This window comes from Comamonas sp. 7D-2, from assembly GCF_022749555.1.
Lineage (GTDB): Bacteria > Pseudomonadota > Gammaproteobacteria > Burkholderiales > Burkholderiaceae_C > Comamonas > Comamonas thiooxydans.
Genome location: NZ_CP094238.1, coordinates 1,999,346 through 2,024,653, shown reverse-complemented (window position 1 = coordinate 2,024,653; position 25,308 = coordinate 1,999,346). Strand labels below are relative to the sequence as shown.

Below are 25,308 nucleotides of genomic sequence, written 5' to 3'. Positions count from 1 at the left end.
ACCACTACTACGGAAAGCCCATGCAGCTCGCCTCCAATGAAGTTGCGGCATCGCCGCCCACCACACGCAGTGGCCTGTTTCATATGCCGTTGTTTCGCCCCGGCACCGAGGTCACTCAGAATGGCCGACGCGAAATCGTCAGCCATGTCATCTTGCGCAGACGCGAACTGATGGTCTACCTCCGAGGTCACGACGACCCGGTAAAGCCCGATCGCCTGAGTCTTGCCCCCACGGTGTTCACCACCGAACGCCGGCCTGAACCACTGACCTGGTTTCTTTGATCCCTCAAAACAAGAAAGCCGCTGACGCTCATGGCATCAGCGGCTTTTTCTATGGAACCCGGCTATCAGCCCAGCTTGATCCGGGCGTTGGCCATGACCTGACCCAGTTGCACCGGCGCCGCCGGCTGCCACTGCGGATTGAACTGCAGGCCTGCAGCCTGAGGAAACAGCATGACCACCGTGGAGCCGAGCTGAAAGCGGCCCATCTCCTCGCCTCTAGCCAGCATCACCGCTTCGGCACCTTCGTAATTCCAGGTCTTGATATGGCCTGGGCGCGGCGGGTTGACTAGGCCATGCCACACCGTGGCCATGCTGCCAACGATCGTCGCGCCCACCAGCACCAGCACGAAGGGCCCATGATCGGTATCGAACACGCAGACCACGCGCTCGTTGCGCGCAAACAGGCCGGGTACGCCACGTGCGGTTACCGGGTTCACCGAGAACAGATCCCCTGGCACATAGGTCATGCTGCGCAGCTTGCCGGCACAAGGCATGTGAATGCGGTGATAGTCGCGCGGGCTCAGATAGATCGTGGCAAAGCTGCCGTTATCGAACTGACGCGCCAGAGCCGCATCCCCTCCCACCAGCGCAGTCGCACTGTATTGATGCCCCTTGGCTTGAAAGATCTGCTCGCCTTCGATCCTGCCGAACTGACTGATCGCACCATCTACCGGGCAAATCCAGTCCGCCTGCGCCAGAGGACGAACACCGTCCTTGAGCGCACGCGTGAAAAAGGCATTGAAGGTCTTGTAGGCTGCGGGGTCGGGATTGGCTGCCTCGGCCATGTTCACCTGGTAGCGCTGGATAAAGCGACGAATGACTGCCGTCGTCAATCCGCCGGCCTCGGCTTGCGCCAGTTTTCCCATCAGCGCGGTCAGCGCCTGCTTGGGCAAGAAATATTGGGAAAGTACGGCAAGTCGATCAGACACAATGGAATTTTGCTATCAAAGTTATAGAGCTGTCGAACAGGATTCTAGCCAAGACCATGGCAGCGGCGGCTGTCTTTGGAGGCTACAGGCGTTTTACCCCATCCAGGCCACCGCCCAAGCGCGATATCTCAATGATGCAAGCGTCATGACAAAGACCCATGCACCCGTCTCATCGCTGCGACGCTTTACCCCTTTATGAGGGCATAAGCGAAGGCGAGACGCTACAATTCCAATGTTTAGCTGAATGCTGTTTCACAGCATGGCTTGATTGGATATCGGCCTTTTGTTCGGTCTGCGCAAACAGCGCAGCGCCCTTGCCACATTGAGGCCTGAGCAGTTGTACTGCTCAGGCCTTTTCCGTGGTGATGACGAGCAAGCGCCGCAACTGACCTTTTCTGAGAGATTGAACAAATGGCCAAGGAAGAACTGATTGAAATGCAAGGTTCCGTGACGGAAGTCCTGCCTGACTCGCGTTTTCGCGTCACGCTGGACAACGGTCACCAACTGATTGCCTACACCGGCGGCAAGATGCGCAAGCACCACATCCGTATTCTGGCTGGCGACAAGGTGTCGCTGGAAATGTCGCCCTACGATCTGACCAAGGGCCGTATTACCTTCCGCCACCTGGCCAACCGTGGCCCGGCCCCCACGACACCTCGTTCAAAATAAATAGCGCCTCATCATCAAAAATTCGCCACTTTCAAAAGATGCGCAATTTTTTGTAGTTAGAATAGAGGCTTCGGAGCGTAGCGCAGCCTGGTAGCGCATCTGCTTTGGGAGCAGAGGGTCGCGAGTTCGAATCCCGCCGCTCCGACCAAATGACAAGGGGTTAGATCGAAAGATCTAACCCCTTTTGTCTGTCTACGCTTCACGACCTTGCCAGCTTATACGCGCCATCATATTTATTTGCGGCTTGGCAGACTAAGAACCGCCTTAACCCCCTGTGAGGCCGGCACGAAGCATCGATGCTTTGCGCCCTCATGGCAAGAAGGCTGGCAGCCCCTCCCCTAATTCGAGCTTGCACACCTTCAGCCCAAAGTGACACATGCAAGAGCTCTCCGTGAGCGATGAAGCAGCCCGCATCATCCGCGCGACATGCCACCCGGGCGCGGCCTTGGCTGGCTCAAGGGAATAAGACAGAGCCAGGGCCGCAGCAACCAGCTTTCGGCGGGCAGAAGGCAAAAGAAAAAGCCCCGGCTGCTACGGCCAGGGCTTTGGAATTGGCGCCAGGGGTTAAGCCCATCTTTCAGTGCTACAACCTGAACCTAGCGATGCGTATCTTGCTCTCTAAATATGACAGACAGATGGCATAAAGCCCTGACCGTTTCCGGCCAGGGCTTTATTGGTTGCGAGGGCCGGATTTGAACCAACGACCTTCGGGTTATGAGCCCGACGAGCTACCAGACTGCTCCACCTCGCGATATTCCGCGTCGGGGGCCGACCACCATTCCTAGGCGCCTGCATGATTTCCCCGACGCTTGCATTGTAGCACATATGTATAAATTTACAGCATGAATAGATATTCAGTAATGAATCCCCTCAGGAAGCAACACAAAAGTCAACTGGCCAACCTAGCGGACTTTGCTCGTTAGAGCTCGTGCAGCTTACTTTTTGGCCGCCTCTTGAATCGCTTCTTTCAGATCACCTATCTTCTTCTGAGCGATGCCTTCAACCTGCGTTGCGATCCCCTGGCTTCTTGCTCAGGACTGTCTATGTGTTGACCAAGACTCTCCTGAATCCTGCCTGCCACATCCTTCAACGTGCCCTTGACTTGATCAGTATTCATGACGCCCTCCTTATGAACAAAGCCGCGAAATGCGGCTTGGGTCAAAGTTAAGCGCTAGTGAGGCCTACGGCCGTGGAACCTGCCAGGGCATCCATGTGATGCAAACCCTTGCACGCCATCAATTGTTCACAACGACAAGCCCAAAACAAAGGCGCCAGCGGATCATGCTTGGAACTATGGTCACGCCGCTGGCTACCGCCAGGCAACCAGGGCATATGCCTCAGTGTTGCGATGAATGACCGCTATTGGAGCATTCCTTATCAAGATACGTCAGCAGCAACCGAAATATCGACCAGAGGGAACGCCGACCGTGGATTCGACATCATGGCGGCCCTGACCAGACGCCAGCGCACAGAATTCAAGTGCTCCTTCTGCAGGACATAGGCTGCAAACAACACGCGATGGAGCTTCATGGACGCGGCTTGCAGTACAAACTGAGCCTGTCCAGCACCCAGTCCAGAATAGAAGGCAATGCTCATCTTCCTGCCGCAGAGGCTGGTACCGTTCCTCGGCACTGACACATCGCAGCCTCTTCCAACGGCCCTGAACCCAGCGCCCGCATCTATCCGGCAACTCTTGGCACCATTCAGTTTCATGCCTCTAGGCATCGATCCTGTCTTTCTATAGTCCTAGGAATCAAACGGTTATTTGCAAACGATTCTCAATTGCATTTATGATTCATCCCATGGTGCAGCGAGTCGCTGTACCACCTCTTCATCGTGGGGCGCTGACAAGCAGGGGCTTGCAGCGTTTTAGCTAGCCAGCGGCCCTCTCCTATTAGCCAAGCCTTTTTTCCACGATCGAGCCAATCAAGTCGCCAACCACAGCAGCACGGCCAAATACCGTTGCGCAATCACAAGCCTGTCTCCCGTCTGGAGCACCGGTCAGAGCTTTTCGACTACGCCATCACGCACCGCATATGGCTGGCAGAGTCCTGCACCAGATTAACGGCAAGCATCCAGCAAAACCCGGCCATCGCCGCTACTGACCCGCCGCCCTGCGTTGCGGCAACGAGCCCGAAGAGGATGAAAAACCATGGCCAAACCACTTGGCACCATCGCGCTTGCTGCCCACCCCTCCGCTGCCGCAATACCCTGAGCCACTGGCCCGGCTTGGGCGGATGCCCCCTTCCGCAGCTTCATTCCTCTCTGGCAGTGCGATCCGAATCGCTGCACGCACTGCCTTTTCCTGCCCGTGCAAACAGCCTAGCGAATGGACAACAAGACCGTGCAGTGCCTGTTTGAGAATTCGCGAGCACACCTCACAACTTACATTCCTGTCAACGAACTGCCACAGTCAAGCATTAAAAAGGGACTCATCAGCTTCCATCCACCCTTCAAGGAGTAGCCATGACCTACCTGTACGCCGCCTATCCCGAACTCAAAGCGACGAATCAAGAGATCATGACGCCAATGCCTGACCCGCACTCTCCCGAAGAGGTTCTGCGGATACTGTCCCAGACTCCACCCGAAGGCGAGTACAGCGCCGACGCTTTCTAAACGGTCTCCAGATAAACCAAGCCACCCGAAGGTGGCTTTTTTGTTTGCGTTTCAGGTCTAGCGCCGGCCGCTCCCACGCCCGCCGTGGTGCTTATGCCCACCTCCATGACCACCTGACCGATGGCCATGATGCTTGTGGCCGTGCGGATGCCCGTAGTACCCATCATGGTGACGGTGCCCATAACCATGCCCGTGATGTGCATAGCAGCCAGACAAGAACAGCGCAAAGGCCGAGACTCCAAGTAACTTTTTCATAGCAATAAGTCTAGGTTATTCAATCGCTTACGGGTATTCGATGTGTAAGCAAGTGAAGCCCTGCCATGCCTAGCCAGCCTTGAACTGGTTGTTGTTTCTGTAGCCTCATGTGACCCCGAATTTAGTGAACCACAACAGCCCCTCTTTCCAGAACCAGGATGGCTGCGATACGAGCCCTGGGATGAGGCTCAAGCGTCAGAAGTGCCTTGTCACCAGGGCCGATACCTCGCCGCTTGCGCGTCTCGAGTATCAAGCCCTGGAAGCAGGAGGACACAAAGCATGCCCAAGAGCGGCGTTGCCAGATAGTTCAAAAGACTCGAGCCAACTGATATGGCCAACGCACTCACCCGCCGGGTGGCCAGACGCAAGAAAGTTAACTCATCAGACATGAGAGCCCCATAGAGTTTCGACCTCTCCATACACAAAAAGCAAAAGCAAAAGGCGAGAGACCTGCCCAGCCAAATTGCAATCTCCAAAGATTTGGAAATTTCGATTTTCTGCAAACAGGGTTTACCCCTGTTTTCCATATCATCATTACGTGAAAAATAGAATGAAGATTCATTCTATTTTTACAATGCAAAAAGAACCTTGGACATTCTTTCCAAATTCCGGCTCCCGCCATATTCAAACGCTTAGTGTGGCTCTGAGGCTTTTTGTAAGGAATGGCTTCTTTAACACTTCAATCCAAGAGTTATGCACCGAGGCCGGAGTTTCTATCGGCTATTTCTACAACCATTTCACTGATAAAGAAGGCATTGCCAGGGAGCTTTATCGACACCTGCTCTCCCGCATGAATGTGCTGCTGGATGTAATTGAAGTGCAGCACGCAAGCAGCCGCGAACGCTGTGAAACCGTACTGCGCATGCTGTTCGCCTTGGCTGAAGCCGAGCCTGATGCAATGGGTTTTGTGGTCAACGCACGCCACCGCGAGTTCCTGCCAGAGGAGCAAGCGATCTGTTCCGCTTCCGCATTTGTCCGCATGCGCGGCTTTGTGTTCTCAGGCATGAAAGACGGCGAGATTCGCTCAATGGAACCCATGGTTGCCGCCAGTTTGATGTATGGCAGTGCAATCCGCATTATCTGCCTGCGCCTTGACGGATTGGTGGACACACCACTCGAACAACTCTTTGACTCCTTGTGGGAAGGAGTATGGCGCTCACTTCGGCCCGATTGAGTTTGGTTTCACGAACCGACACCTATCAGGTGTCGGCCATTTTCCGACTGAATGTTAAAAGGAGTAGCAGGATGGCGCATCACATATTGATCATTGGCGGTGGCATTGGCGGAACCATGACGGCCAATCATCTGGTCGTCAAGTTATATCCGGAACTGCTAAGCGGCAAGGTGCGCATCACCATGCTCTCCAATTCTCCTTGGCACTATTACAAGCCAGCCTTTATGTATGTGGCTTTCAATGCATTCTTCCGGGACGAACTGAGACGTAAACAACGTGGACTGCTGAGACCTGAAATCGACTTTCAAGTCGAGGAAGTGGAGAGCTTTGATTTTCCGGCTCAATCAGTCCAATGCAAAAGCGGAAAACGCTTGCACTACGACCATCTTGTGATATCCACGGGCTGCATTCCTTCTCCAGAGCGCATTGCCGGCTTGGCCGAGGGCGGCGACCATTTCTACCAGCATGGGCCTGCCCGCAAATTGGCCGACAAGCTGACTCGTATCGAGAAGGGTCGAATATTCATCACCGTGACCTTCCCCAAGACCCCGAACGTCCCCCACCAGTGCGGCATCGCACCGATCGAGACGACTCTGATGCTCGACGATCTGTTGCGCCGCCGCGGAGTGAGAGACAAGGTGGAGATCGTATATACCTACCCCACGGTATCGCAATTGCTGCGTAACTGCCTGTTCCTTCAGAGGGATACCTGCGAGATCCTCCCCACGGTGTTCGAGCAGCGCGGTATACGTTATCAGCGCGGGTTCACGTTGTCGCATGTGGACCCCGACGCAAAAATCGCCTATTCGGAAGAGGGTGAGTCAGAAGACTTCGACATTCTCATGGGTAATCCCCCCGTAAAACCAACGTCTTGAGAAGTAGAGACCTCCCAAGGAGAATCTCTACTATGAAGAAGTCACGTTTTACAGACAGCCAAATCATCGATGCGCTCAAGCGTGCAGAAGCTGGCTTGGCAGTGCCCGAGCTGTGCCGTGAGCTGGGCATCAGCGCAGCCACGTTCTACAAGTGGCGTGCCAAGTTTGGTGGCATGGATGCATCTTTGATGGCCCGCATGAAGGAGCTCGAAGAAGAGAACCGCCGGCTGCGCAAGATGTACATCGAAGAAAAGCTCAAGGCGGAGGTCGTCTCGGAGGCGCTCGCAAAAAAGTGGTGAGGCCATCTCGCAGACGCGAGATGGCTCAACAAGCAGTGCAACACCGGGGCCTGACGATTCGTGCAGCGTGTCAGGCGTTTCAAATTAGCCAAGCCTGCTACCGCTACAAGGCGCAACGCAACACAGACAATGATGAGATTGCCCAGTGGCTGCTGCGCCTGACGGATAACAATCGCAGTTGGGGCTTTGGGCTGTGCTTTCTTTATTTGCGTAACGTCAGAGGTTTCAAATGGAACCACAAACGGGTCTACCGGATTTACCGCGAGTTGGAGCTCAATCTGCGTATCAAGCCGCGAAAGCGTTTGGAGCGAGCAAAACCTCAGCCATTGGCCGTACCAGAGCGCCCTGGTGCAGTTTGGTCTGCGGACTTCATGCACGACCAGCTTGAAGACGGTCGCAGCTTCAGGCTGCTGAACATCATTGATGACTTCAACCGAGAGGCGCTGGGCATTGAAGTGGACTTCTCGCTGCCTGCGCTGCGTGTCATTAGGGCATTGGAGCAAATCATCCAGTGGCGTGGCAAACCCCAAGTCATTCGCTGTGACAACGGCCCCGAATACATCAGCGCAGTCCTGCAAAACTGGGCGATTGCCAAAGGCATCCGATTGGAATACATCCAGCCTGGCAAGCCTGCACAAAACGCCTATGTCGAACGTTTCAATAGAACGGTTCGCTATGAATGGCTGTCACAGTACCATTGGCGCAATCTTGATGAAGTTCGAGATTACGCCACGCAATGGATGTGGCGGTATAACCATGAACGCCCAAATATGGCATTGGGCGGCATCACCCCCAAACAGCGGCTTGCCATGGCCGCATAGCTCTACTTCTCAGAGCAATGGTTTAAGGGGGGATTACCCCACCAAGATCGGCGGAATGATGCGCAAGGGCTTCAATCGAGGCCTGTACTGGGCGGTAGCACGAGCTCTGGTCTAAGCCAGCTTCATGGATGCACACAAGGAGATTCGAGATGAATAGCACTACCGATATTCCGATGGCCGAGCACGAATCTGCCATGAAACTCAGTGCAGGTCTGCTGAACGACGATGCCGCTCTTCAGGGTTTGGCCGAACTCATGGCCAAACTCGAGCCTCTATTGGCAGGGCGCCGCCTGAACCGTGTCGTAGACATGCTTTCCGTGGCTGCCGATGCGGTCGATATGAGCGATGCGTACATGGTCGAAAAGCTGGCCAGAGCTTTCGAAGAAAGCGTATCTGCAGCATGGTCAGCCGGCAACGCGGCCCGTATGGCCGCAGCCCGGATGGAGCGACTCGAGACAACACCTACTTTAATTGGCCTTCTTCGCATGGCAGGTGAGCCAGATGTGCGCCGTGGGTTGGCGTTCCTGCTATCCATGGCTGGAGCATTGGGCCGGCAACATGCCTATGACCCTATCGACTACACAGCGGACTGAAGGCAAGTCCTTGGCAGTTCTGGCTCCAGCCCCCTCCGCCGCAGCCGGTCTTTCTTTTCTCGAGAGGCAATCAATCTATGAGGCCTTGCCTCCTGAATAGTTGTGCCGCCTGCGCAACGCCAAGCCTTACCCCGCCGAACCCTTCGGACAGATCAGCAAGGCACTGGCAGAGCACTTTGCACCACCAGTTGCAGTCGTTGAAGCAGATGAGCCAAACGCCTTTGCAATCAAGCCCCCCATGTCCACCGATTGCATTCGCCGAGGTACTGCCACACATTTACAAATCCACAACGGATGACGAGCGAGCGACCATCTGGACCGCAGGAAAGGATGGCTGGCACGGCGCTGCGCTTGCCGTAGTGATGCCGCACACTGTCTGCTGGCGGGGCAGCCGCAGCTCTGCCCTGGCAGCACTTGAGGGTGCGCGCCGCTAACGGCACGCAGGTAGCGCAATGCAAAAGCCCGACCACTGTCGGCTTTCAAATACCGGCCAGCCTGTTTCGCGAGAAAGTAGAGCCTCAAAACCGTCTGTGCTCACTGCATAGCAGTGAGCTGCAAAAACAAAAATGCCCCACAAGCAAACCTGTGGGGCATTTTATAAACTGGGGTGGCTGATGGGACTCGAACCCACGACAACAGGAATCACAATCCTGGACTCTACCAACTGAGCTACAGCCACCGTAGAAGTCTCTATTCTACTTCAGAATTTGAGCCTTCAAATCAAAATTGAGAGCAATAAACACTGAACTAGCAACGATTCAAGGCAAAACACCTCTCATCAAATAAAAACGCTCTGCGCTGCAGAGCGTTTTTGAAATTCTGGGGTGGCTGATGGGACTCGAACCCACGACAACAGGAATCACAATCCTGGACTCTACCAACTGAGCTACAGCCACCGTAGAAGCATCTATTGTAATGCATAAATCAGGCCGAAAATAAACTCACACCTGATTTAAATGCCTTACTGTGGACGCGGCACCTTGATCTGGACCTTGAAGGTCTTCTTCAACTGTTCATAGTAGGCCATGACTTCAGCCATGGAAGACCACTGCGTGAACTGCGCCTTTTGCTGCTCCAGCACCTGAGCATCTTGCGCAGGACGCTGGGCAATGCGATTGACCTTGATCACGGCATAACCTGCATTGCCAAGATCGACACCCTCCCACGCGGGCAGGTCATTCGTGGGCGCTCGCAATGCCGCATCCAGCACTTCACGCGGCAGATCCCTGGCTTGATCGCGACCCACCTCGACAGCCACGGGCAGTTGAGCTGCTTCAGGCTTGGCCTTCCATTCGGCCATCTTGGCCTTGCCTTCCTGCTTGGCCAGCTCTGCGGACTGGTGCGCCACATACAGCTGCTTGAGCTTCTCCCCCACTTCATCCATGGACTGGGTGTGCGCAGGAGCATAGCTCAGCACACGACCAGCCACCAGGTTGCTGGGGGCCAGCTCCACTGCGTCGGTATTGCGCTTGTTCTCCAGAGAGTCTGCGGAGAACAGTGCCTCAAGGAAGCGCTTGTTGGCCAGAGGACCTTGCGCATCAGGGGCTGGCTCACGCGTCACGTTCTCGACCTTGTGAATGCTCAGCTTGAACTTCTCGGCCACAGGCTTGAGGCTTTCGGACTGCTCGTAAACGGCGTTGGAGAAGGCTTCGGCCGCCTCTGCAAACTTGCGCTGAGCCTGTTGTTGCTTGAGATCTGCTTCCAGCTTGGGGCGCATTTCCTCGAACGAGGGCACCTTGGGCTGCTTGATGCCGGTCAGCTCGATGATGTGAAAGCCAAAGTCAGACTCGACCACATCGCTGATGTCGCCCTGCTTCATCTTGAAAACGGCTTCTTCAAATGGCTTGACCATGGCCTCGCGGCCAAAGTAACCCAGATCACCACCATTGGCAGCAGAGCCGGGATCCTGCGAGTTGGCCTTGGCTACCTGGGCAAAGCTCTTGGGATCTTTGCGTACCTGGGCCAGCAATTGCTCAGCCTTGGCCTTGGCTTTTTCACGCTCTGCAGCCGGAAGATCCTTGGCCGCATTGATCAGGATATGGCTGGCACGACGCTCTTCGGGACCAGCAAGACGGGCAGCATTTTCCTTGTAATAGGTGCGCAGGTCGTCTTCGCTCAGAACAATGCCTTGCTGTACAGCGGCCAGGTCCAATTGGACATACTCCACCGTTGCTGCCTCTAGCTGTTTGAACTGGTTGGTGTGTGCTTCATAGAAAGCCTTGAGCTCGGCCTCCGTGGGCTGGACCTTGCCTGGAAAGGCACTGGCATCAAACCGGGCAACTTGAATTTCTCGGCGCTGATACAGGGCGTCCATGGCCTGCTGCAACTGCGCGGCAGTCGTGAAGCTGGTCGAAGAGACGGAACCCAGTACCTGATTGAGTGCCAGTTCACGACGCAGATTGGCTTCAAACCCTTCGGGAGTCATGCCCTGCGAACCTACCAAAGCCTTGTAGGCTTCCGCATCCAGCGAGCCATCTGGCTTTTGCAAGGACGCAATCGCGGGGATTTCACGCAAGGTACGCACCAACTGTGCATCGGGCGTTGCCAGGTGCATCTTGGCAGCAGCTGCTGCCAGCACGCGATCACGCACCAGCTTCTCCAGCGTGGCATAGCGCGCCTCTGGCGAGTCGAGCAGCTTGGCATCCATGGTCGGATTCTGCGCACGCAGGCGGTCGCTTTCAGCCCTGTGAGCGTTGTCCCAGTCCTGCTGGGTGATGTCATGCCCATCCACGCGGGCCACAGTCTGGCTGGACTCGGTGAAGTAGTTCTGGTTGACTCCGACAAAAATGAAAGAGGGAATGATCAGCAAGAACAACAAGATCATCACGAACTTGGAATGCTTGCGGATGGATTCGAACATGGTCAATCTTTCTGCGGCAGCAAAAATAAAGGCGAACTTGCGTTCGCCTCATTAACAATGGTGAAAGCCGTGCGACCCGCTGCGCCACCGACCGGGCCTCTACAGGGCACTGATGCTCTACAGAACTGCCATCCAACCTCCACCAACAGGGTTAGGCTAATCCTGTCCATTCTAACTGCCAGCTTTTCCATTGCCGCTGTCTAGCCAGGGCATCTTGCATAGAAATACCCCGAGCAACCGTCACCTCCAGTAGCAATAAACGCCAAAACGCAAGGGAGGCTTAGAGCTCTCCAAGCCTCCTTTGCGCTTTAGTGGCGGGTACTGAATGTCTCGAACCGCCGAGCCACTCTGCGCAAAGGTTTATACCTTCAAAAATATCAGCAACTTGCCCGCACAAGCAGATGAGCCAACCCTCCCCATCAAGACGCTGAGCGATGAATTCGCGTGCCCCGGCATGCACACCGGGCGACTGGATGAAAAGACCGTTCAATGCCTGAAAGTGAACCAATGACCAGAATCCCCAGTGAAGCAAGCCGCGATTTCACAGTGCTCGGCTGGCCAGCCCTGTCATCTGGAGCGCCTGCCGAGCGCTACATCCAGCCCTGGGACAGCTATGACGGTAAAGAGTTGCGGCGCACACCGGGCATTAGCCGCTTTCGTGTGTTTGAGCTGCCAAGCCGCGCCATGGCCCGCTGATCTATTCCAACAGCACGCGGCTCCCCTACCCCCACCCCATCGACAATACGACCCGCTGCTCAGCGGGTTTCGCTTTTCTGGAACCAAGGTGCTCAAGAGCATGATCATTTACCGCATTGCCAAGAGCTGGCAAAACAATCTGCAGGTGCAGGAGGATGGCCTGCAAAGACAATGTTCGAGGAGTACGGCGCGCCCCACGAACGCGCCGCTGGCTGAGCAATGGGCCATGCGCTTCATGACCGAGACCAACGTGCTGCCGGCCAGCGGCTCAACCGCAAAGTCAACGAGAAGGCCAACCGCCGCAAGCCTGGCAAGAAAGAGCTCCGCGATCTCAAGGATGAGCCTAAGCTGGATCTGCTGCCCATGATCTTCGCCAGTGGCTGACATGCGCGCCCAAGGAGCGGAGCTCTAGCGCCAGCGTCGCCTGGCATCCAAGGCGGATCACAAAGGCTGGCAGGTGGCATCCAGCCCGAGAAGCTGGATGAGGCAAGCCCATAAACGGCTTTGCCAGATGACACAGAAGGCAGACGACAAGCCACCGGAGCCCTCACGAAGCCTCATGGCTTCGCACTGCAGTGCACAGCAAGCCGTACACCCTTCAAAAGGCCGCCCAGCAATACAAGAAGCTGGCCATAAAGGCAGGCTGGTTATTCAGATTCAGGAGATTAAAAAGGTCACTGCATAAGCTTCAAAAATCGCACGGAAGTTACATGCTAGCGATGAATGCGAATCAATAACCTGGAACGATTTTCATTCATAGCAGAAAGTCTTGGCATTGACAATTTTTGACTGATTTACCACTCCAAACAAGAAGCAGGCTGACATAGATGAGGGAGGACACACGCTGTAATAAATTGTGACGCCAATAGCGAAGCACATGTACGGTGAAAGTAGATTGTCGCTTTTCGCTCAAGGAACAGGCGCTACCGCTCTTCGATCGAGGAGGCTCTGGTCATATGTTCGCGAATAACGACCTCTTGGTTCTGACGCCACCTCTGGCGATCTTTGTTCTGGCAGTCATATTGGTCGTGGCCTGGCTCGCCCAACGATCTCAGCGCTTTCTGCTTTGGCAAGCTTGCGCCTATTCACTCACTGCACTGCCTCTTGCAGCTCAAACCTTGATGCCCCTGGAGGAGCTCACTCGCTTCGCACTCCTGATTGGCAGTTTCTACCTGCTGAGCGCTTGGTGCCTTGCGAAAAGTTGGGCAGAGAGATGGCGTGTATCGGCCCAGCCACTTGTAGCGCTACTGATTGCCAGTATCACTTTAGCTGCGTTGTATTACTTTAGCCGGATCAACCCCAACGTCTGGGCTCGAGTGAACTCCTTCAGTGTTGGTTCAGGCCTTGTTTTACTGCTACCTATCCTCCAGGTCTATTCAAGGAAGAGCTCATTTGACTGGCTCGACAAGTCACTGCTCTGGCTGAGCATCATTTTCACAGCCTACACCCTTACTCGACCCATGATTATTTCGCTGCTGGGATACCCGGATCCGCAGTCATTTCCAAGATCGCCGTATTGGCTCTTGACACTGGTGAGCATATTGAACTTCGCGATACTCTTTACCGTGGTCATGACCGCCATTGCCGCAAAGGAAACTGTTGGCAAACTACAGAAAGAACGTGACCTTGATACTTTGACCCAGATATTGAATCGCAGATCCTTCCATGAATATGCCTTGAAGCTTTTAACCGATATGAGACTCTATCCCATGGCAGTGCTGGCCTGTGATATAGACCACTTCAAACGAATCAACGATACCTGGGGCCACGAATGTGGCGATAAGGTGCTGCAGCTTGTCTCCACGACTCTGCAAAACCATGTACGAGAGCGCGACCTCGTCGCACGGTTCGGTGGCGAAGAGTTTGTGATTCTGTTGACCGACATCGCACTGCGAGATGCAGAAGAAATTGCTCAACGCATCCGACGAGACCTCAGCTCGAATAGAGACACTCTTCTCTCCGGCACAAAATTGACCATGAGCTTTGGGATTTCATCGATCACCGATCCATCCCAGCTGGACCATGCCTTGAGAGAAGCCGATCAGCTTCTTTATCAGGCAAAAAATGCCGGACGTGATCAAGTGCATGTATCGGGAGTGAGTTATCCAGATATCTCTCTCGAGAGCACTCATCCCAGCCTCGACCCATAGTTGCAAGAGACCTGCCGCAGCGCTTTGTGAAAACCCTGTAGCGGGAGCTTTCCCAGCCTGCCACTGAGCGGGCTTTTGGCGTTCGAGCAATGCTCAAGAACATGACCATTTAGTGCCCAGCCATCGACTGGCAGGGCGATCTACAGGTACAGGAGGATGTGCCCCACAACAGACCTTTTTTGCCGACTGCTGCTGCTCCACACAGGAGCGCTCGGAGGTCGCCCATCTTCGCAACCGCTTGGCGGTCAAAGCCAGGAAGCCAGCATCACCTCAATATTCGACCGTATTTTTTCAAGCGTCTCCTTAAAGCGCTTGCCCTCCTCGGCCAGCCTCTCGTAATCGGACTCTTGCTTGCTCTTTAGGGCCGCGAGATGCAGATCTAACTTAGCGCGCTGCCTCATGGCTTGATCCAAAAGCCTCTCCGCTTCCACTTGATCGGCAGCGTTCGCACTCATTTTCTGTGCACGCTTCATCAACACATCGATATGAACCAAGTCCGCTTCAGACTCGCGGATGTGTCTTTCAGCCATCTGTTCGATCGTTTCCATGGCGACCTCCTAGCTAGGGACCGTCGCGTGAAGAGTCCTGCCAAACTGGTTGATATTCCGGTCCTCTCGGAACACACCCATCAAATCAGCCATTCCCTCGCTGTTGCCCTAATCCATAAGGTACCGCATCTGCCCAGCCCACAACAAGTGGGCGCTACCCAACACCATGAGCCCAATGAGCAAAACCGCTGGATTGGAATCTTCAGCACCAGCAATCTCCAGCTTCTCAAGCTGAGCAGCCAGCCACCAAGCAGGCTCGTTTTCTGGAGCCAATGCTTACACCTCAATTCGTGCGGGCACTGCCTGCCAAGCTGATGAATTGACCTGTTGACCGGTGCCTGTGATACCAGTACAGGCATTGAGCAGGCCAGCGGCCGCTCCATTGACACGGGGATCAACCATGACCTGACGCAGTCGGCGCGCACGATGCCAACACCGCCCCTAAAGACTCACCACTATCGCGCGGACATTCGGAAGATGTGCCGCGCGAAGCTACAGGCGGGTAGCCGTAGACCTGCTGAACGTATCCGGCTCACCGGCAAACGCTAGGTAACCGTGGACATAATGCTGCGTATGCTCATGCATGCGTGAGCGCTATAGCGCCCAGGACTTCCCGCCGAGCTACATCATCGATCACCAGGCTGCAGACTAGCCTTCCGCAAAAACGGCCCGGGAGCGAACGGTCGGCAACAGCGTCAACCCTCTGGCTGATCGTGACCGGGAACAACAACGAAGCGAGCCCGCACAAACAACCAAATGAGCAGACTTTCTAGCAGTCCTATCCAAGTCCCAGTCTTTAAGGCCGCGGATTAGGATTCGCAGGAGATGGCTCAGGCCTCGGCACTGCTGCTCCAGGATCTGGCTGTGGTCGCTGTATTCCCTCCATTGCCGGCGGCCGCGTTTCCAGTTCAGGCTTTGGTGCTTTGTCATCGCAGGCGCTCAGCGCGCCAGCGGCCACCAGCAACGCAATAGCAGATAGAGATTTCATGATTGGCCTCCTGTCATCGAACATATGAGCATGCTAGGCCGACCAGTTACGCGAAATGGAGCCAATTTTGCAAAACTCACACCCTGAGACACTCATCAGTATTCGCTCTGATTTCATCTTATTTATGCCTGTCCGATGAGCGAGGCACCAATCTAGAAAGCTCCGGAGACACTTGAAAAGCAGGTATGAGAGCGAGAGCGTAAGAAGCCCGAAAAGATGTAACCCCGGCCCGCCGCCGCGCGCTTTTCTCAAGCGGCCATGAGCTCTCCTGCCGGGCGCCACGCCAGGCTCAGGCAGCTTGGTAAGCAACGATTTTCGGTTGGTAGAGGCGGCTTGTGGCGGCTATTTGGATTGCTAGAGAGGGCAAAGAAAAAGGGCTTAGATCGCTCTAAGCCCTTGATTTCTTTAGTTTTTAGTGGTGGGTCCTGACGGTCTCGAACCGCCGACCTACTCCGTGTAAAGGAGCCGCTCTACCAACTGAGCTAAGGACCCACTAAAACTGGGTGTCAGTTCAGAGCATCTTTCAATGCTTTGCCCGGACGGAATTTAGGCACCTTGGCCGCTTTGATCTTGATGGAATCGCCGGTGCGAGGATTACGACCGGTGCGAGCTGCACGCTTGCCAACAGCAAATGTGCCAAAACCAACAAGCGATACTGTACCACCTTTTTTCAGTGTTTTCTTCACTGCGTCGATCGTGGAGTCCAGTGCACGCGCAGCTGCGGCCTTGGAAATATCGGCGTTGTTAGCGATGTGCTCAATCAGTTCGGTTTTATTCACAAGATGCCTCTCGAGAAATAAGTGAATGGAATGTCTCTGCAAACGCAGACCTTGCGTAGCAAGAAACCAGTCGCGATAAAGACGGAAGCCAGCCTATCAGTTTCTGCGTATGGGCAAGCCCATTTCTACCTGAAGCCGCTGACATTTTTGACGCCAACTCGCGCTGCGCATTCCAGCGACAGAACCAGATTCTATGCGGTTTTTGAGCGGGTTCGGCCATCCACAGCGGCTTTTTTCAAGCTTCTTCCGTGTCGGCTTCACCGATTGACAACAATTGACAAAATCTGCAGTCCGATCAAGTCATGCGATGCGCCGCCGCAAAGTCTTTTTGCTGCTCCGAAAGCAGCCCGCCAGATAGCAAAAAGCGCTTGATGAACAAGCGCTTTCAGAGAGCTCCACTTCGGATGTCAGAGCCTGGCACGAATTTCGGGCAATGCCTTTTGCAGGTAGTAGACCATGGACCAGACGGTCAGCACCGCTGCAATCCAGATCAGCCACTGCCCCCAGACGCCGGTATCGATCACTCCGAACGCCACTCCGTCATAGAGCAGAAAGGGAATGGCCACCATCTGGGCCATGGTCTTGGCCTTGCCGATCATGTGCACGGCCACGCTCTTGCTGGCACCGATCTGAGCCATCCATTCACGCAGCGCCGAGATTGCGATCTCGCGTCCGATGATGATCAGCGCCACGAACACATCGGCGCGTTGCAGATGAACCAGTACCAGCAGCGATGCACAGACCAGAAATTTGTCGGCAACGGGATCTAGAAAAGCACCGAATGCCGATGTCTGATTGAGCTTGCGCGCAAGATAACCATCGAACCAGTCGGTGGCGGCAAACACGATGAACATCACGGTGGCGATGAGATTGCGGGTTGCCTGATCCAGCGGCGCGTAAAACACCCCCACGATGAGCGGAATCGCCACGATCCGCGTAAGGGTCAGCACAGTAGGGATGGTGAAGAACATGGGTGTCATTGTGTCACGAGCACGCAGCGCCAGCGCGGATTCGCGCTCGCGCAGCCTGCATCAATGCAGTGCCTTGTAGATTTCTTCGGCCAGCGTTGCGGAAATGCCCTCCACCGTCATCAGATCGTCCACGCTGGCATCGGCCACGCCGCGCACGCCGCCAAAACGCTGCAGCAATCGCGCCCGTTTCTTGGGCCCCACGCCGGCAATATCTTCCAGACTACTGCTGCCCGTGCGCACCTTGGCGCGGGCCGCGCGCATGCCGGTGATGGCGAAGCGGTGCGCCTCGTCGCGAATCTGCGCCACCAGCATCAGCGCCGCCGAGTCATGACCCAGGTAGACCTTGTCGCGCCCATCAGCAAACACCAGCTCTTCGAGGCCGACCTTGCGGCCCTCGCCTTTTTCCACGCCCACGATGCGCGACAGATCAAGGCCCAGTTCCGTGAACACCTCGCGCGCCATGCTGACCTGGCCCTTGCCTCCGTCGACCAGCACCAGATCCGGCAGATGCGGCTGCTTGCCGGTCAGCTCGGCGCCGCCCGCCTCGCGCTGCGCCTCGGCCACGGGCTTGTAGCGGCGCGTGAGCACCTGGCGCATGGCCGCATAGTCGTCGCCGCCGGTGATGCCTTCGATATTGAAACGGCGGTAATCGCTGCTCTGCATCTTGTGGTGATGGAACACCACGCAGGACGCCTTGGTGCTTTCACCGCTGGTGTGCGAGATATCGAAGCATTCGATGGTCAGCTCGTCGAGATTCTCGACCGGCAGATCCAGCGCCTCGGCCAGGGCACGCGTGCGCGCCTGTTGCGAGCCTTCCTCGGCCAGCAGACGGGCCAGCTGGATGTCGGCATTTTTCTGTGCCATCTCCAGCCAGATGCGGCGCTGCTCGCGCGGCTGCTGGACCACGGTGATGCGCACGCCGGTCTGCTCGGTCAGCAGTTCCACCAGCCGCTTCTCCACGGGATGGCTGACGATGAGCGTGGGCGGCACGGCCACGCCGACATAGTGCTGGGCGATGAAGGCCTCCAGCACCAGCTCCTCCACGGGCCGCGCCTCGGCCGCGGCGTCCACCTCCTCCTCGCTGGAGTAGACCGATGCGGCATCGCCCAGATTCACCGGAAAGTAAGGCCGATCGCCCAGGTGGCGGCCGCCGCGCACCATGGCCAGGTTGACGCAGGCGCGGCCGCCCTGCACGCGCACGGCCAGGATGTCCACATCCTTGTCGTCCGTGGTTTCGATCGCCTGCTGGTGCAGCACGCGCGACAGGGCCGTGAGCTGGTTGCGCACCTCGGCCGCCTGCTCGAACTCCAGCTTGTCGGAGTGCGCCATCATGCGCGCTTCAAGCTGCTGCAGCAGCTCGCTGGTTTCGCCGCGCAGCATGGCCTCGGCATTGCGCACATCCAGCGCATAGGCCTCGGGCGATATCAGATCCACGCAGGGGCCGGTGCAGCGCTTGATCTGATAGAGCAGGCAGGGCCGGCTGCGGTTGGCGAACACCGTGTCTTCACAGGTGCGCAGCCTAAAGACTTTCTGCAGCAGCTGAATGCTTTCCTTGACCGCCCAGGCACTGGGGTAGGGGCCGAAATAGCGGTGCTTCTTGTCCACGGCGCCGCGGTAGTAGGCGATGCGCGGGAACTCCTGAAACGCCGGTTCGCCCTCCTTGCCGTCACGATGCGCCACACCGGTGATCTTGAGATAGGGATAGCTTTTGTCGTCTCTGAACAGGATGTTGTACTTGGGGTACAGCGTCTTGATGAGGTTGTTTTCCAGCAGCAGCGCCTCGGCTTCCGAGCGCACCACCGTGGTCTCCAGCCTCGCGATCTTGCTGACCATATGGCCTATGCGCGTGCCGCCATGGTCCTTCTGGAAATAGCTGGAAACGCGGCGCTTGAGGTTGATGGCCTTGCCCACATAGAGCAGGACACCGGCAGCATCGAAATAGCGATAGACGCCCGGCAATGGCGGCAGCGCGGCCACCTGGGCCAGCAGTTCGGCGGAATGCGTGGAAGACATGGGCGCTATTGTCCGCGCATGTGGACGAATCCGGCAGCAAGCGGTGCAAACACCGGGCAGTCTGTAGCACCTCAATAAAAGGAGCTGCTAGCGCCTGATCAGATTGAATTTCAGATAGTTTTCAACCTGAAATCTTTATCAATCGAGCGATAGAAGCTCCTTTTTTTAGAGCCAAGGATGCAAGGAAACCCCTGCGGCTTGCAGCTTACTCGGCTTCGATCTTGGACGACTTCACCACCTGCGCCCAGTTGCCGTATTCGGTCTTGACCATGGCCGCCAGTTGCTGCGGGCTCATATAGTCCGCCGTGGCGCCCTGCTCTTCGGCCTTTTTCCTGAAGGCAGGATCCTCCACCACCTTCTTGATATCGGCAGCCAGCTTGTCGATCACGGGCTGCGGCGTGGCCTTGGGCGCAAACACGGCAAACCAGGAGGTAGCGTTCACGCCCGGATAGCCGGCTTCAGCCGTGGTGGGCACATTGGGCAGACTGGGCAGGCGCTGCTTGCCCGTTACGGCCAGCACGCGCAGCTTGCCGCTTTGCACATGGGGCATGAAGGGAGGCGCGGTGCCGAAGGTCAGGTCCACCTGGCCGCCCAGCAAGTCCTGCAACGCCGGACCCGTGCCTTTGTAGGGCACGTGCACCATCTTCACGCCAGCCTGCTGCTCCAGCATGGCGCCCGTCACATGCTGTAGCGAGCCGTTGCCCGACGAGGCATAGTTGAGCTTGCCGGGATTGGCCTTGGTGTAGCTCACCAGTTCGGCCAGAGTCTTCACCGGCAGCTCGGAGCGCACCACGATGATCTGCGGTGCCGACAGCACATTGGCCACGGGGGCAAAGTCGCCCTGCTCCCAGCTCTTGGCCTTGGTCAGGTGGGGCGAGATGACGTGGTAGCCCGAGTACTGCATCAGCAGCGTGTAGCCGTCGGCATCCGCACGCTTGACCAGATTGGCGGCAATGGCGCCGTTGCCGCCGCCCTTGTTGTCCACCACCACCGATTGCCCCATCACCGGCGCCAGCGCCTGTGCGGCCATGCGGCCGGCCAGATCTGTGGTGCCGCCTGCGGCTGCGGGCACGATCATCAGCACGGTTTTGCTGGGATAGCTGCCCTGGGCCATGGCCGGGGCGCTGGCCAGACCGGCGGCGGCGGTAGCCGCAGCCAGCATGAAATAAAGGCGTTGACGTTGAACAGTCATGTTTGTCTCCTTGTTGGAATGTTGAACTGCGCCAGCCCCTTCCCCCGAAAGAGCCGATGCAGTGAGGGCGAAACCGTCTCAGGCCCTGGCCTGGGCGCGTTCCTTGATCTCGGCAAAATCCGCTGGCGGCTGGTGCAGATCCCTGCGCGCACCGGCCTTGACGATCTGGCTGGGCGTCTCGTGCCCTATCAGTGCCGGCAGGCTGCGAGCAGCCGCCACGATTCGGGCCAGGTCTGTGCCGGTGTCGTAGCCCATGAGCTGCAGCGCATGCACGATCTCTTCGGTGCAGGCATTGCCCGAGGCGCCCGGCGCATAGGGACAGCCGCCCAGACCGCCAATCGAGGCGTCAAAGCGATCCGCACCCGCAGCGATGGAGGCCAGCACATTGGCCAGCGCCATGCCGCGCGTATTGTGGAAATGCAGGGTCAGGCCCAACTGGGGCCAGCGCGCCTTGAAAGCCTGGACCATGGAATGCACCTGGCTGGGATAGGCCATGCCCGTGGTGTCGCACAGCGTGATGCCCTGCACGCCCAGATCGGCAAAGCGCTGCACCCAGGCCAGCACTTCGGCCTCGGCCACATCGCCCTCCATGGGGCAGCCAAAGCAGCAGGAAAGCGACACGTTGACGGGCGTTGCCGCCTGCTGCGCCGTGGCGATCACCTGCCTGAGCGCCTCGAAGGACTGGCTGCGCTGCATGCGCAGATTGCAGAGGTTGTGCGTCTCGCTGACCGACATCACCAGATTGAGCTCGTCAGTCTGCGCATCGATGGCGCGCTCCGCGCCACGCACATTGGGCACCAGCGCCGTGTAGACCGTGCCCGGTCGGCGCGCAATCTCGCGCATCACGATCTCGCCGTCGCGCAGGGCCGGGATGGCCTTGGGCGAGACAAAGGCCGTGACTTCGATCTTGGACAGGCCCGCCTCGGACAGCGCATTGACCAGCGCGATCTTGTCCTCGGTGGACACAAAGGCCTGCTCCATCTGCAGACCGTCGCGCGTACCGACTTCGTTCATATGGATGCGGCGACCCGCACCAATCCACACCGTAGCATTCAGGTCGGCGGCCATCATTGGACAATCCCCTTGGCGCGCAGCTGCGCGATCTGCTCGGCGCTCAGGCCGATCTCGGCCAGCACGGCATCGGTGTCGTCGCCCACATGGGGGGCGCTGCTGCGCACTGTGCCCGGCGTCAGCGAAAGCTTGGGCACCACGCCGGGCACCTGCAGCTCGAAACCATCGCGGGTGCGCTGGGTCAGAATCATCTCGCGCGCCTGGTAATGCGGATCCTCGGCAATATCCTTGGCCGTGTAGACCTTGCCGGCCGGCACGCGTGCCGCGCCCAGCTCGTCCATCACCGTCTGCACGCTGCGTGCCTGCGTCCAGGCGCCAATCGCGGCATCGATCTCGGCCACGCGCTGGACTCGGCCCGCGTTGTCGGCCAGATCGGGCGCATCGGCCAGATCCTGACGGCCGATGGCCGTCATGAGTCGCTTGAAGATGGAGTCGCCATTGCCCGCCACCAGCACCCAGCCATCCTGGCAGGGGTAGGCATTCGAGGGTGCAATGCCCGGCAGCGCGCTGCCGGCGGCCTCGCGCACGGCGCCAAAGGCACTGTACTCGGGGATCAGACTTTCCATGATGTTGAACACTGCCTCATGCAAGGCCACATCGATCACCTGGCCCGGACCGCCGTTCACCTTGCGGTGATACAGAGCCATCATCACGCCGATCACGCCGTGCAGGGCCGCCAGCGTATCGCCTATCGACACGCCCACGCGTACCGGCACCCGGCCCGGCTCGGCCGTCAGATGGCGCAGCCCGCCCATGGCTTCGCCGATCACGCCAAAGCCCGGCAGATCGCGATAGGGGCCGGTCTGGCCGTAGCCAGAGATGCGCAGGATCACCAGGCCTGGGTTGATGGCGTGCAGCTCCTCGGGCGACATGCCCCAGCCCTCCAGCGTGCCGGGACGGAAGTTCTCGACCAGCACGTCGGCTTCGGCAATCAGCTGGCGCGCCACGGACTGCGCCTCCTGCTGGCGCAGATCGAGAGCGACCGAACGCTTGTTGCGCGACTGCACCTGCCACCAGACGGAGGTGCCTTCCTTGATCAGGCGCCAGTTACGCAGAGGATCGCCAGCACCGGGCGCTTCGATCTTGATGACATCGGCCCCAAACTCGCCCAGGGTCTTGCCACAGAAGGGGCCGGCAATCAGCTGGCCCATTTCCACCACTTTCACCCCTTCCAGCGCGCGCGGCGTGGCAGTCTGTGTGGCAGGGTCTTGGATATTCATCGTCGTCATCCGTTTGTCTCTCGATGGTTGTCTTGCTGTGCCGCTTTGCGTTGACCAACACCAGGCAAAACGGCTTTTCAATCATCTTGCCCTTGAAGATCAGTCCTGCAAAACGCTGAAATGCGAAGCTGCCATCGCATTTGGGCATAGCCAGGCGGGATAATGCAGTCCTCATGAAACTGGACCCGATCACCCTGCGCCTGTTTGTGGCCGTGATGGAAGAGAACGCCATCGCGCGTGCCGCGGCACGCGAGCACATAGCCCCCTCGGCCGCCAGCCGCCGCCTGGCCGAGCTGGAGGGCCAGCTGCAGCTTGAGCTGTTCACACGCAGCAACCGTGGCAGCCAGCCCACGGCCGCCGCCTACGCCCTGCTGAACATGGCGCGCGGCGTGCTCAACGAGCTGGACGGCATCGCCACGCAGATGAAGGGCTATGCCCAGGGCGGCGAGCAAGGCCTGCGCGGCCATGTGCGGGTAATGGCGAATATTTCCAGCATCACCCAGTTTCTGCCGGCCCAGCTGCAAAGCTTTCTGAGCCGACACCCGCTGGTGGACGTGCGGCTGCAGGAGCGCGTGAGCACCGATATCGCGCGCGCCGTGGCAGACAACGAAGCCGACATCGGCCTGCTCAACAACGGCAGCTACGGCAGCAAGATCAGCCTGCGCCCCTATCGCCGGGATCGGCTGGCCGTGGTCATGCCTCGATCGCATCCGCTGGCCGGCGAGCACAGACTGCGCCTGGAACAAGTCCTCGAGCATGATCTGATCGGCATGCATGCCGACAGCGCACTTAACCATCTCATCACCCGCTCTGCCGCCGATCAGGGCCTGCAGCCGCGCCTGCGCATGAAAGTCACCGGCTATGACGCCCTGTGCCTGATGGTGGCCGCCGGCCTGGGCGTGGGCATTCTTCCCGAGGGCAGCGCCCATATCTACATGGGCGCCCTGCCCTTGCGCTGCATCCGCCTGGACGAAGTCTGGGCGGAGCGCCAGCTCATGCTCTGCGTACGCTCCCAGGACGCACTCTCGCCCGTCGCGCAACTGCTGGTCGAGCACCTGTGCCAGAGCGCCTCAACCGATAAAAACTGAACCCATGCCTGATTTCTCACCCATGCCTCTGCCCGCCCCCGGGACGCCCCATCCGTCGCTGTGCTGGGACATCTTCTGCCAGGTCATAGACAACTTTGGCGACGTGGGCGTGTGCTGGCGCACAGCCGCAGAACTCGCCGCACGCGGCCAACATGTACGCCTGTGGATGGACGATGCCAGTGCCCTGCAATGGATGGCACCTCAGCCCTGGCCGCCGGGTTTGAGCGTGCATGCCTGGCCTGTGCAAGCTGCTGACATCCCTGCGCCAATCGGCGATGTGGTCATCGAGGCATTTGGCTGCGAGATTCCCGCAGCATTTCTGAGCGCCATTGCAGACAAGGCGTCGAAGAGCAAGCCTCCAGTCTGGATCAACCTCGAATATCTCTCGGCCGAAGACTATGTGGAGCGCTGCCATCGCCTGCCCTCACGCATCATGAGCGGCCCTGCTGCCGGGCTGACACGCTGGTTCTTCTACCCCGGCTTCACGGCTGCCACCGGCTCGCTGGTGCGCGAGCAGAACCTGGCACAGCGCCAGCAGACCTTCATGGCGCAGCGCGAATCATGGCGCCGCGCAGAAGGCATTCAGCATGACGAATGCGCCGTCTCGCTGTTTTGCTACGAGCCTGCCGCCCTGCCCCGGTTGCTCGCGCAGCTCACGGACAAGCAGGCGCTCAATGCCAGGCTGCTGGTAACCCCGGGACGCGCAACGGCTGCCGTGCAGGCGCTGCCCGAAGCGCAGCAGATGCAGCCGGTCTATCTGCAAGCCCGCCCTCAGGCCCGGTTCGACGAAATGCTCTGGGGCTGCGACCTGAACCTGGTGCGTGGCGAGGATTCCCTGGTCCGCGCGCTCTGGGCCGGCCAGCCCATGGTCTGGCAGATCTACCCTCAGCATGACAACGCCCACCACGACAAGCTGAATGCCTTTCTCGACTGGCTCCAGGCCCCGGACAGCCTCAGGCGCTTTCACCACACCTGGAATGGCATGACCGCACCGCAAACATTGCCTTTGCTGACGCGCGAAATGCTCAATGAATGGGCCTGCTGCATTAGGGCTGCGCGCAGCAGATTGACGGAACAAACCGAGCTGATTGCGCAGCTTCAAGCTTTTGTCGCCGAAAAAAGCTAAAATCCACGTTTTGCCTCTCTGAGGGCAGTCGCAGCCGGTATGCCGAGCGATCTTGCTTTCGGGGTCGCGCCCCGCCGCGGTACATGCGGCAGGC

At 57.9% G+C, this 25,308-nt stretch carries 22 protein-coding genes, 5 tRNA genes and 3 pseudogenes; 14 read left to right on the top strand and 16 right to left on the bottom strand.

All coding sequences use genetic code 11. The features are described from left to right. Window positions 1-20: 20 nt before the first annotated feature. The gene (locus MPZ60_RS09400) at window positions 21-281 is read left to right on the top strand and encodes a hypothetical protein (protein ID WP_003056528.1); all 261 of its coding nucleotides are present in this window, start codon (window positions 21-23) and stop codon (window positions 279-281) included. Between the two features lie 65 nt (window positions 282-346). Here MPZ60_RS09400 and asd read toward each other — a convergent pair whose 3' ends face one another. After that, window positions 347-1,210 carry an archaetidylserine decarboxylase gene (asd, locus tag MPZ60_RS09395; protein ID WP_034351647.1) on the bottom strand — a complete coding sequence of 288 codons (864 nt, stop codon included), beginning with the start codon at window positions 1,208-1,210 and terminating at the stop codon, window positions 347-349. A 411-nt stretch (window positions 1,211-1,621) separates the two neighbouring features. Here asd and infA point away from each other — a divergent pair, with 411 nt between their 5' ends. After that, window positions 1,622-1,879, top strand: a complete 258-nt coding sequence (gene infA, locus MPZ60_RS09390; protein WP_003056533.1) for a translation initiation factor IF-1 — start codon at window positions 1,622-1,624, stop codon at window positions 1,877-1,879. A gap of 71 nt (window positions 1,880-1,950) precedes the next feature. Next, window positions 1,951-2,027, top strand: a tRNA-Pro gene (locus MPZ60_RS09385). Window positions 2,028-2,553: 526 nt separating this feature from the next. Here MPZ60_RS09385 and MPZ60_RS09380 read toward each other — a convergent pair. From MPZ60_RS09380 to MPZ60_RS09370, 3 genes and pseudogenes are all read right to left on the bottom strand, one after another. Continuing rightward, window positions 2,554-2,630: transfer RNA gene (locus tag MPZ60_RS09380), tRNA-Met, on the bottom strand. Window positions 2,631-2,814: 184 nt separating this feature from the next. Further along, window positions 2,815-2,996 (bottom strand): annotated as a pseudogene (locus tag MPZ60_RS09375) (CsbD family protein). Window positions 2,997-3,256: 260 nt separating this feature from the next. After that, a complete protein-coding gene (locus MPZ60_RS09370) occupies window positions 3,257-3,475 on the bottom strand; it encodes a hypothetical protein (protein WP_034351642.1) in 219 nt (72 codons plus the stop codon). A gap of 870 nt (window positions 3,476-4,345) precedes the next feature. On the opposite strand from MPZ60_RS09370, the gene MPZ60_RS09365 reads away from it, so the two are divergent. Beyond that, complete coding sequence (locus MPZ60_RS09365) at window positions 4,346-4,495, top strand: hypothetical protein (RefSeq protein ID WP_003066434.1); 150 nt, start codon at window positions 4,346-4,348, stop codon at window positions 4,493-4,495. Here MPZ60_RS09365 and MPZ60_RS09360 read toward each other — a convergent pair. Further along, window positions 4,492-4,683, bottom strand: a complete 192-nt coding sequence (locus MPZ60_RS09360) for a hypothetical protein (RefSeq protein ID WP_131324615.1) — start codon at window positions 4,681-4,683, stop codon at window positions 4,492-4,494. The genes MPZ60_RS09365 and MPZ60_RS09360 overlap by 4 nt on opposite strands. Before the next feature lie 617 nt (window positions 4,684-5,300). Between MPZ60_RS09360 and MPZ60_RS09355 the strand changes: the two genes are divergently transcribed. The 4 genes and pseudogenes from MPZ60_RS09355 (at window position 5,301) to MPZ60_RS09340 (ending at window position 8,512) form a co-directional block, all read left to right on the top strand. Continuing rightward, window positions 5,301-5,924, top strand: coding sequence for a TetR/AcrR family transcriptional regulator (locus tag MPZ60_RS09355; RefSeq protein WP_242607138.1), 624 nt, complete (start codon window positions 5,301-5,303; stop codon window positions 5,922-5,924). A gap of 71 nt (window positions 5,925-5,995) precedes the next feature. Further along, window positions 5,996-6,787, top strand: a pseudogene (locus MPZ60_RS09350) (FAD/NAD(P)-binding oxidoreductase); the annotation flags it as partial. 44 nt (window positions 6,788-6,831) lie between these two features. Next, window positions 6,832-7,919 (top strand): IS3 family transposase gene (locus MPZ60_RS09345; protein WP_122974783.1). Its coding sequence is split into 2 segments (ribosomal slippage): window positions 6,832-7,084 and window positions 7,084-7,919, totalling 1,089 coding nucleotides; the frame shifts between segments, so codons are not numbered across the junction. A gap of 149 nt (window positions 7,920-8,068) precedes the next feature. Further along, window positions 8,069-8,512 (top strand): DUF1641 domain-containing protein, encoded by a 444-nt coding sequence (locus MPZ60_RS09340; protein WP_034360105.1) that lies wholly within the window; start codon window positions 8,069-8,071, stop codon window positions 8,510-8,512. A 603-nt stretch (window positions 8,513-9,115) separates the two neighbouring features. Here MPZ60_RS09340 and MPZ60_RS09335 read toward each other — a convergent pair. The 3 genes from MPZ60_RS09335 to MPZ60_RS09325 all read right to left on the bottom strand — a co-directional run bounded on the left by MPZ60_RS09335 (window position 9,116) and on the right by MPZ60_RS09325 (window position 11,372). Then, window positions 9,116-9,191 (bottom strand) — tRNA-His (locus tag MPZ60_RS09335). 141 nt (window positions 9,192-9,332) lie between these two features. Beyond that, a tRNA-His gene (locus MPZ60_RS09330) sits at window positions 9,333-9,408 on the bottom strand. Window positions 9,409-9,473: 65 nt separating this feature from the next. After that, window positions 9,474-11,372, bottom strand: a complete 1,899-nt coding sequence (locus MPZ60_RS09325; protein ID WP_034357044.1) for a SurA N-terminal domain-containing protein — start codon at window positions 11,370-11,372, stop codon at window positions 9,474-9,476. Window positions 11,373-11,697: 325 nt separating this feature from the next. On the opposite strand from MPZ60_RS09325, the gene MPZ60_RS09320 reads away from it, so the two are divergent. From MPZ60_RS09320 to MPZ60_RS09305, 4 genes and pseudogenes are all read left to right on the top strand, one after another. Beyond that, window positions 11,698-11,883 (top strand): hypothetical protein, encoded by a 186-nt coding sequence (locus MPZ60_RS09320; RefSeq protein WP_034357042.1) that lies wholly within the window; start codon window positions 11,698-11,700, stop codon window positions 11,881-11,883. Next, window positions 11,880-12,068: a hypothetical protein gene (locus MPZ60_RS09315; RefSeq protein ID WP_034357039.1), complete on the top strand. Its 189-nt coding sequence runs from the start codon at window positions 11,880-11,882 to the stop codon at window positions 12,066-12,068. Before MPZ60_RS09320 ends, MPZ60_RS09315 begins: the two co-directional genes overlap by 4 nt. 88 nt (window positions 12,069-12,156) lie before the next feature. Beyond that, a pseudogene (rdgC, locus tag MPZ60_RS09310) lies at window positions 12,157-12,440 on the top strand (recombination-associated protein RdgC); the annotation flags it as partial. A gap of 584 nt (window positions 12,441-13,024) precedes the next feature. Next, window positions 13,025-14,218, top strand: coding sequence for a diguanylate cyclase (locus MPZ60_RS09305; RefSeq protein WP_034357036.1), 1,194 nt, complete (start codon window positions 13,025-13,027; stop codon window positions 14,216-14,218). A 245-nt stretch (window positions 14,219-14,463) separates the two neighbouring features. On the opposite strand, the gene MPZ60_RS09300 is transcribed toward MPZ60_RS09305, so the two are convergent. The 8 genes from MPZ60_RS09300 to MPZ60_RS09265 form a co-directional block, all read right to left on the bottom strand. Continuing rightward, complete coding sequence (locus tag MPZ60_RS09300) at window positions 14,464-14,766, bottom strand: hypothetical protein (RefSeq protein ID WP_034357033.1); 303 nt, start codon at window positions 14,764-14,766, stop codon at window positions 14,464-14,466. Window positions 14,767-16,170: 1,404 nt separating this feature from the next. Continuing rightward, window positions 16,171-16,246, bottom strand: a tRNA-Val gene (locus tag MPZ60_RS09295). A gap of 14 nt (window positions 16,247-16,260) precedes the next feature. After that, entirely contained in the window at window positions 16,261-16,533 is a 273-nt protein-coding gene (locus MPZ60_RS09290) for an HU family DNA-binding protein (protein WP_003056615.1), read from the bottom strand. Window positions 16,534-16,940: 407 nt separating this feature from the next. Next, window positions 16,941-17,504: a CDP-diacylglycerol--glycerol-3-phosphate 3-phosphatidyltransferase gene (gene pgsA / locus MPZ60_RS09285; RefSeq protein WP_003066269.1), complete on the bottom strand. Its 564-nt coding sequence runs from the start codon at window positions 17,502-17,504 to the stop codon at window positions 16,941-16,943. A 60-nt stretch (window positions 17,505-17,564) separates the two neighbouring features. Next, window positions 17,565-19,517, bottom strand: a complete 1,953-nt coding sequence (uvrC, locus tag MPZ60_RS09280) for an excinuclease ABC subunit UvrC (protein WP_034357031.1) — start codon at window positions 19,515-19,517, stop codon at window positions 17,565-17,567. 205 nt (window positions 19,518-19,722) lie between these two features. After that, window positions 19,723-20,709 (bottom strand): tripartite tricarboxylate transporter substrate binding protein, encoded by a 987-nt coding sequence (locus MPZ60_RS09275; RefSeq protein ID WP_034357028.1) that lies wholly within the window; start codon window positions 20,707-20,709, stop codon window positions 19,723-19,725. Between the two features lie 78 nt (window positions 20,710-20,787). Beyond that, window positions 20,788-21,780, bottom strand: coding sequence for a hydroxymethylglutaryl-CoA lyase (locus MPZ60_RS09270; RefSeq protein ID WP_122974714.1), 993 nt, complete (start codon window positions 21,778-21,780; stop codon window positions 20,788-20,790). After that, entirely contained in the window at window positions 21,777-23,009 is a 1,233-nt protein-coding gene (locus MPZ60_RS09265) for a CaiB/BaiF CoA-transferase family protein (RefSeq protein ID WP_045839639.1), read from the bottom strand. Before MPZ60_RS09265 ends, MPZ60_RS09270 begins: the two co-directional genes overlap by 4 nt. 164 nt (window positions 23,010-23,173) lie before the next feature. On the opposite strand from MPZ60_RS09265, the gene MPZ60_RS09260 reads away from it, so the two are divergent. Both MPZ60_RS09260 and earP read left to right on the top strand, forming a co-directional pair. Then, the gene (locus tag MPZ60_RS09260) at window positions 23,174-24,088 is read left to right on the top strand and encodes a LysR family transcriptional regulator (protein ID WP_034357023.1); all 915 of its coding nucleotides are present in this window, start codon (window positions 23,174-23,176) and stop codon (window positions 24,086-24,088) included. 4 nt (window positions 24,089-24,092) lie between these two features. Next, the gene (gene earP, locus MPZ60_RS09255; protein ID WP_034357021.1) at window positions 24,093-25,214 is read left to right on the top strand and encodes an elongation factor P maturation arginine rhamnosyltransferase EarP; all 1,122 of its coding nucleotides are present in this window, start codon (window positions 24,093-24,095) and stop codon (window positions 25,212-25,214) included. Window positions 25,215-25,308 lie beyond the last annotated feature (94 nt).

What these genes read in the sequence shown, in the direction of transcription:
- MPZ60_RS09400 (WP_003056528.1), top strand. Translation starts at nt 21, where the DNA reads ATGCAGCTCGCCTCCAATGAAGTTGCGGCATCGCCGCCCACCACACGC.
- infA (WP_003056533.1), top strand. Translation starts at nt 1,622, where the DNA reads ATGGCCAAGGAAGAACTGATTGAAATGCAAGGTTCCGTGACGGAAGTC.
- MPZ60_RS09370 (WP_034351642.1), bottom strand. Translation starts at nt 3,475, where the DNA reads ATGAGCATTGCCTTCTATTCTGGACTGGGTGCTGGACAGGCTCAGTTT.
- MPZ60_RS09365 (WP_003066434.1), top strand. Translation starts at nt 4,346, where the DNA reads ATGACCTACCTGTACGCCGCCTATCCCGAACTCAAAGCGACGAATCAA.
- MPZ60_RS09360 (WP_131324615.1), bottom strand. Translation starts at nt 4,683, where the DNA reads ATGGTTATGGGCACCGTCACCATGATGGGTACTACGGGCATCCGCACG.
- MPZ60_RS09355 (WP_242607138.1), top strand. Translation starts at nt 5,301, where the DNA reads ATGAAGATTCATTCTATTTTTACAATGCAAAAAGAACCTTGGACATTC.
- MPZ60_RS09340 (WP_034360105.1), top strand. Translation starts at nt 8,069, where the DNA reads ATGAATAGCACTACCGATATTCCGATGGCCGAGCACGAATCTGCCATG.
- MPZ60_RS09325 (WP_034357044.1), bottom strand. Translation starts at nt 11,372, where the DNA reads ATGTTCGAATCCATCCGCAAGCATTCCAAGTTCGTGATGATCTTGTTG.
- MPZ60_RS09320 (WP_034357042.1), top strand. Translation starts at nt 11,698, where the DNA reads ATGTCTCGAACCGCCGAGCCACTCTGCGCAAAGGTTTATACCTTCAAA.
- MPZ60_RS09315 (WP_034357039.1), top strand. Translation starts at nt 11,880, where the DNA reads ATGACCAGAATCCCCAGTGAAGCAAGCCGCGATTTCACAGTGCTCGGC.
- MPZ60_RS09305 (WP_034357036.1), top strand. Translation starts at nt 13,025, where the DNA reads ATGTTCGCGAATAACGACCTCTTGGTTCTGACGCCACCTCTGGCGATC.
- MPZ60_RS09300 (WP_034357033.1), bottom strand. Translation starts at nt 14,766, where the DNA reads ATGGAAACGATCGAACAGATGGCTGAAAGACACATCCGCGAGTCTGAA.
- pgsA (WP_003066269.1), bottom strand. Translation starts at nt 17,504, where the DNA reads ATGTTCTTCACCATCCCTACTGTGCTGACCCTTACGCGGATCGTGGCG.
- uvrC (WP_034357031.1), bottom strand. Translation starts at nt 19,517, where the DNA reads ATGTCTTCCACGCATTCCGCCGAACTGCTGGCCCAGGTGGCCGCGCTG.
- MPZ60_RS09275 (WP_034357028.1), bottom strand. Translation starts at nt 20,709, where the DNA reads ATGACTGTTCAACGTCAACGCCTTTATTTCATGCTGGCTGCGGCTACC.
- MPZ60_RS09270 (WP_122974714.1), bottom strand. Translation starts at nt 21,780, where the DNA reads ATGATGGCCGCCGACCTGAATGCTACGGTGTGGATTGGTGCGGGTCGC.
- MPZ60_RS09265 (WP_045839639.1), bottom strand. Translation starts at nt 23,009, where the DNA reads ATGACGACGATGAATATCCAAGACCCTGCCACACAGACTGCCACGCCG.
- MPZ60_RS09260 (WP_034357023.1), top strand. Translation starts at nt 23,174, where the DNA reads ATGAAACTGGACCCGATCACCCTGCGCCTGTTTGTGGCCGTGATGGAA.
- earP (WP_034357021.1), top strand. Translation starts at nt 24,093, where the DNA reads ATGCCTGATTTCTCACCCATGCCTCTGCCCGCCCCCGGGACGCCCCAT.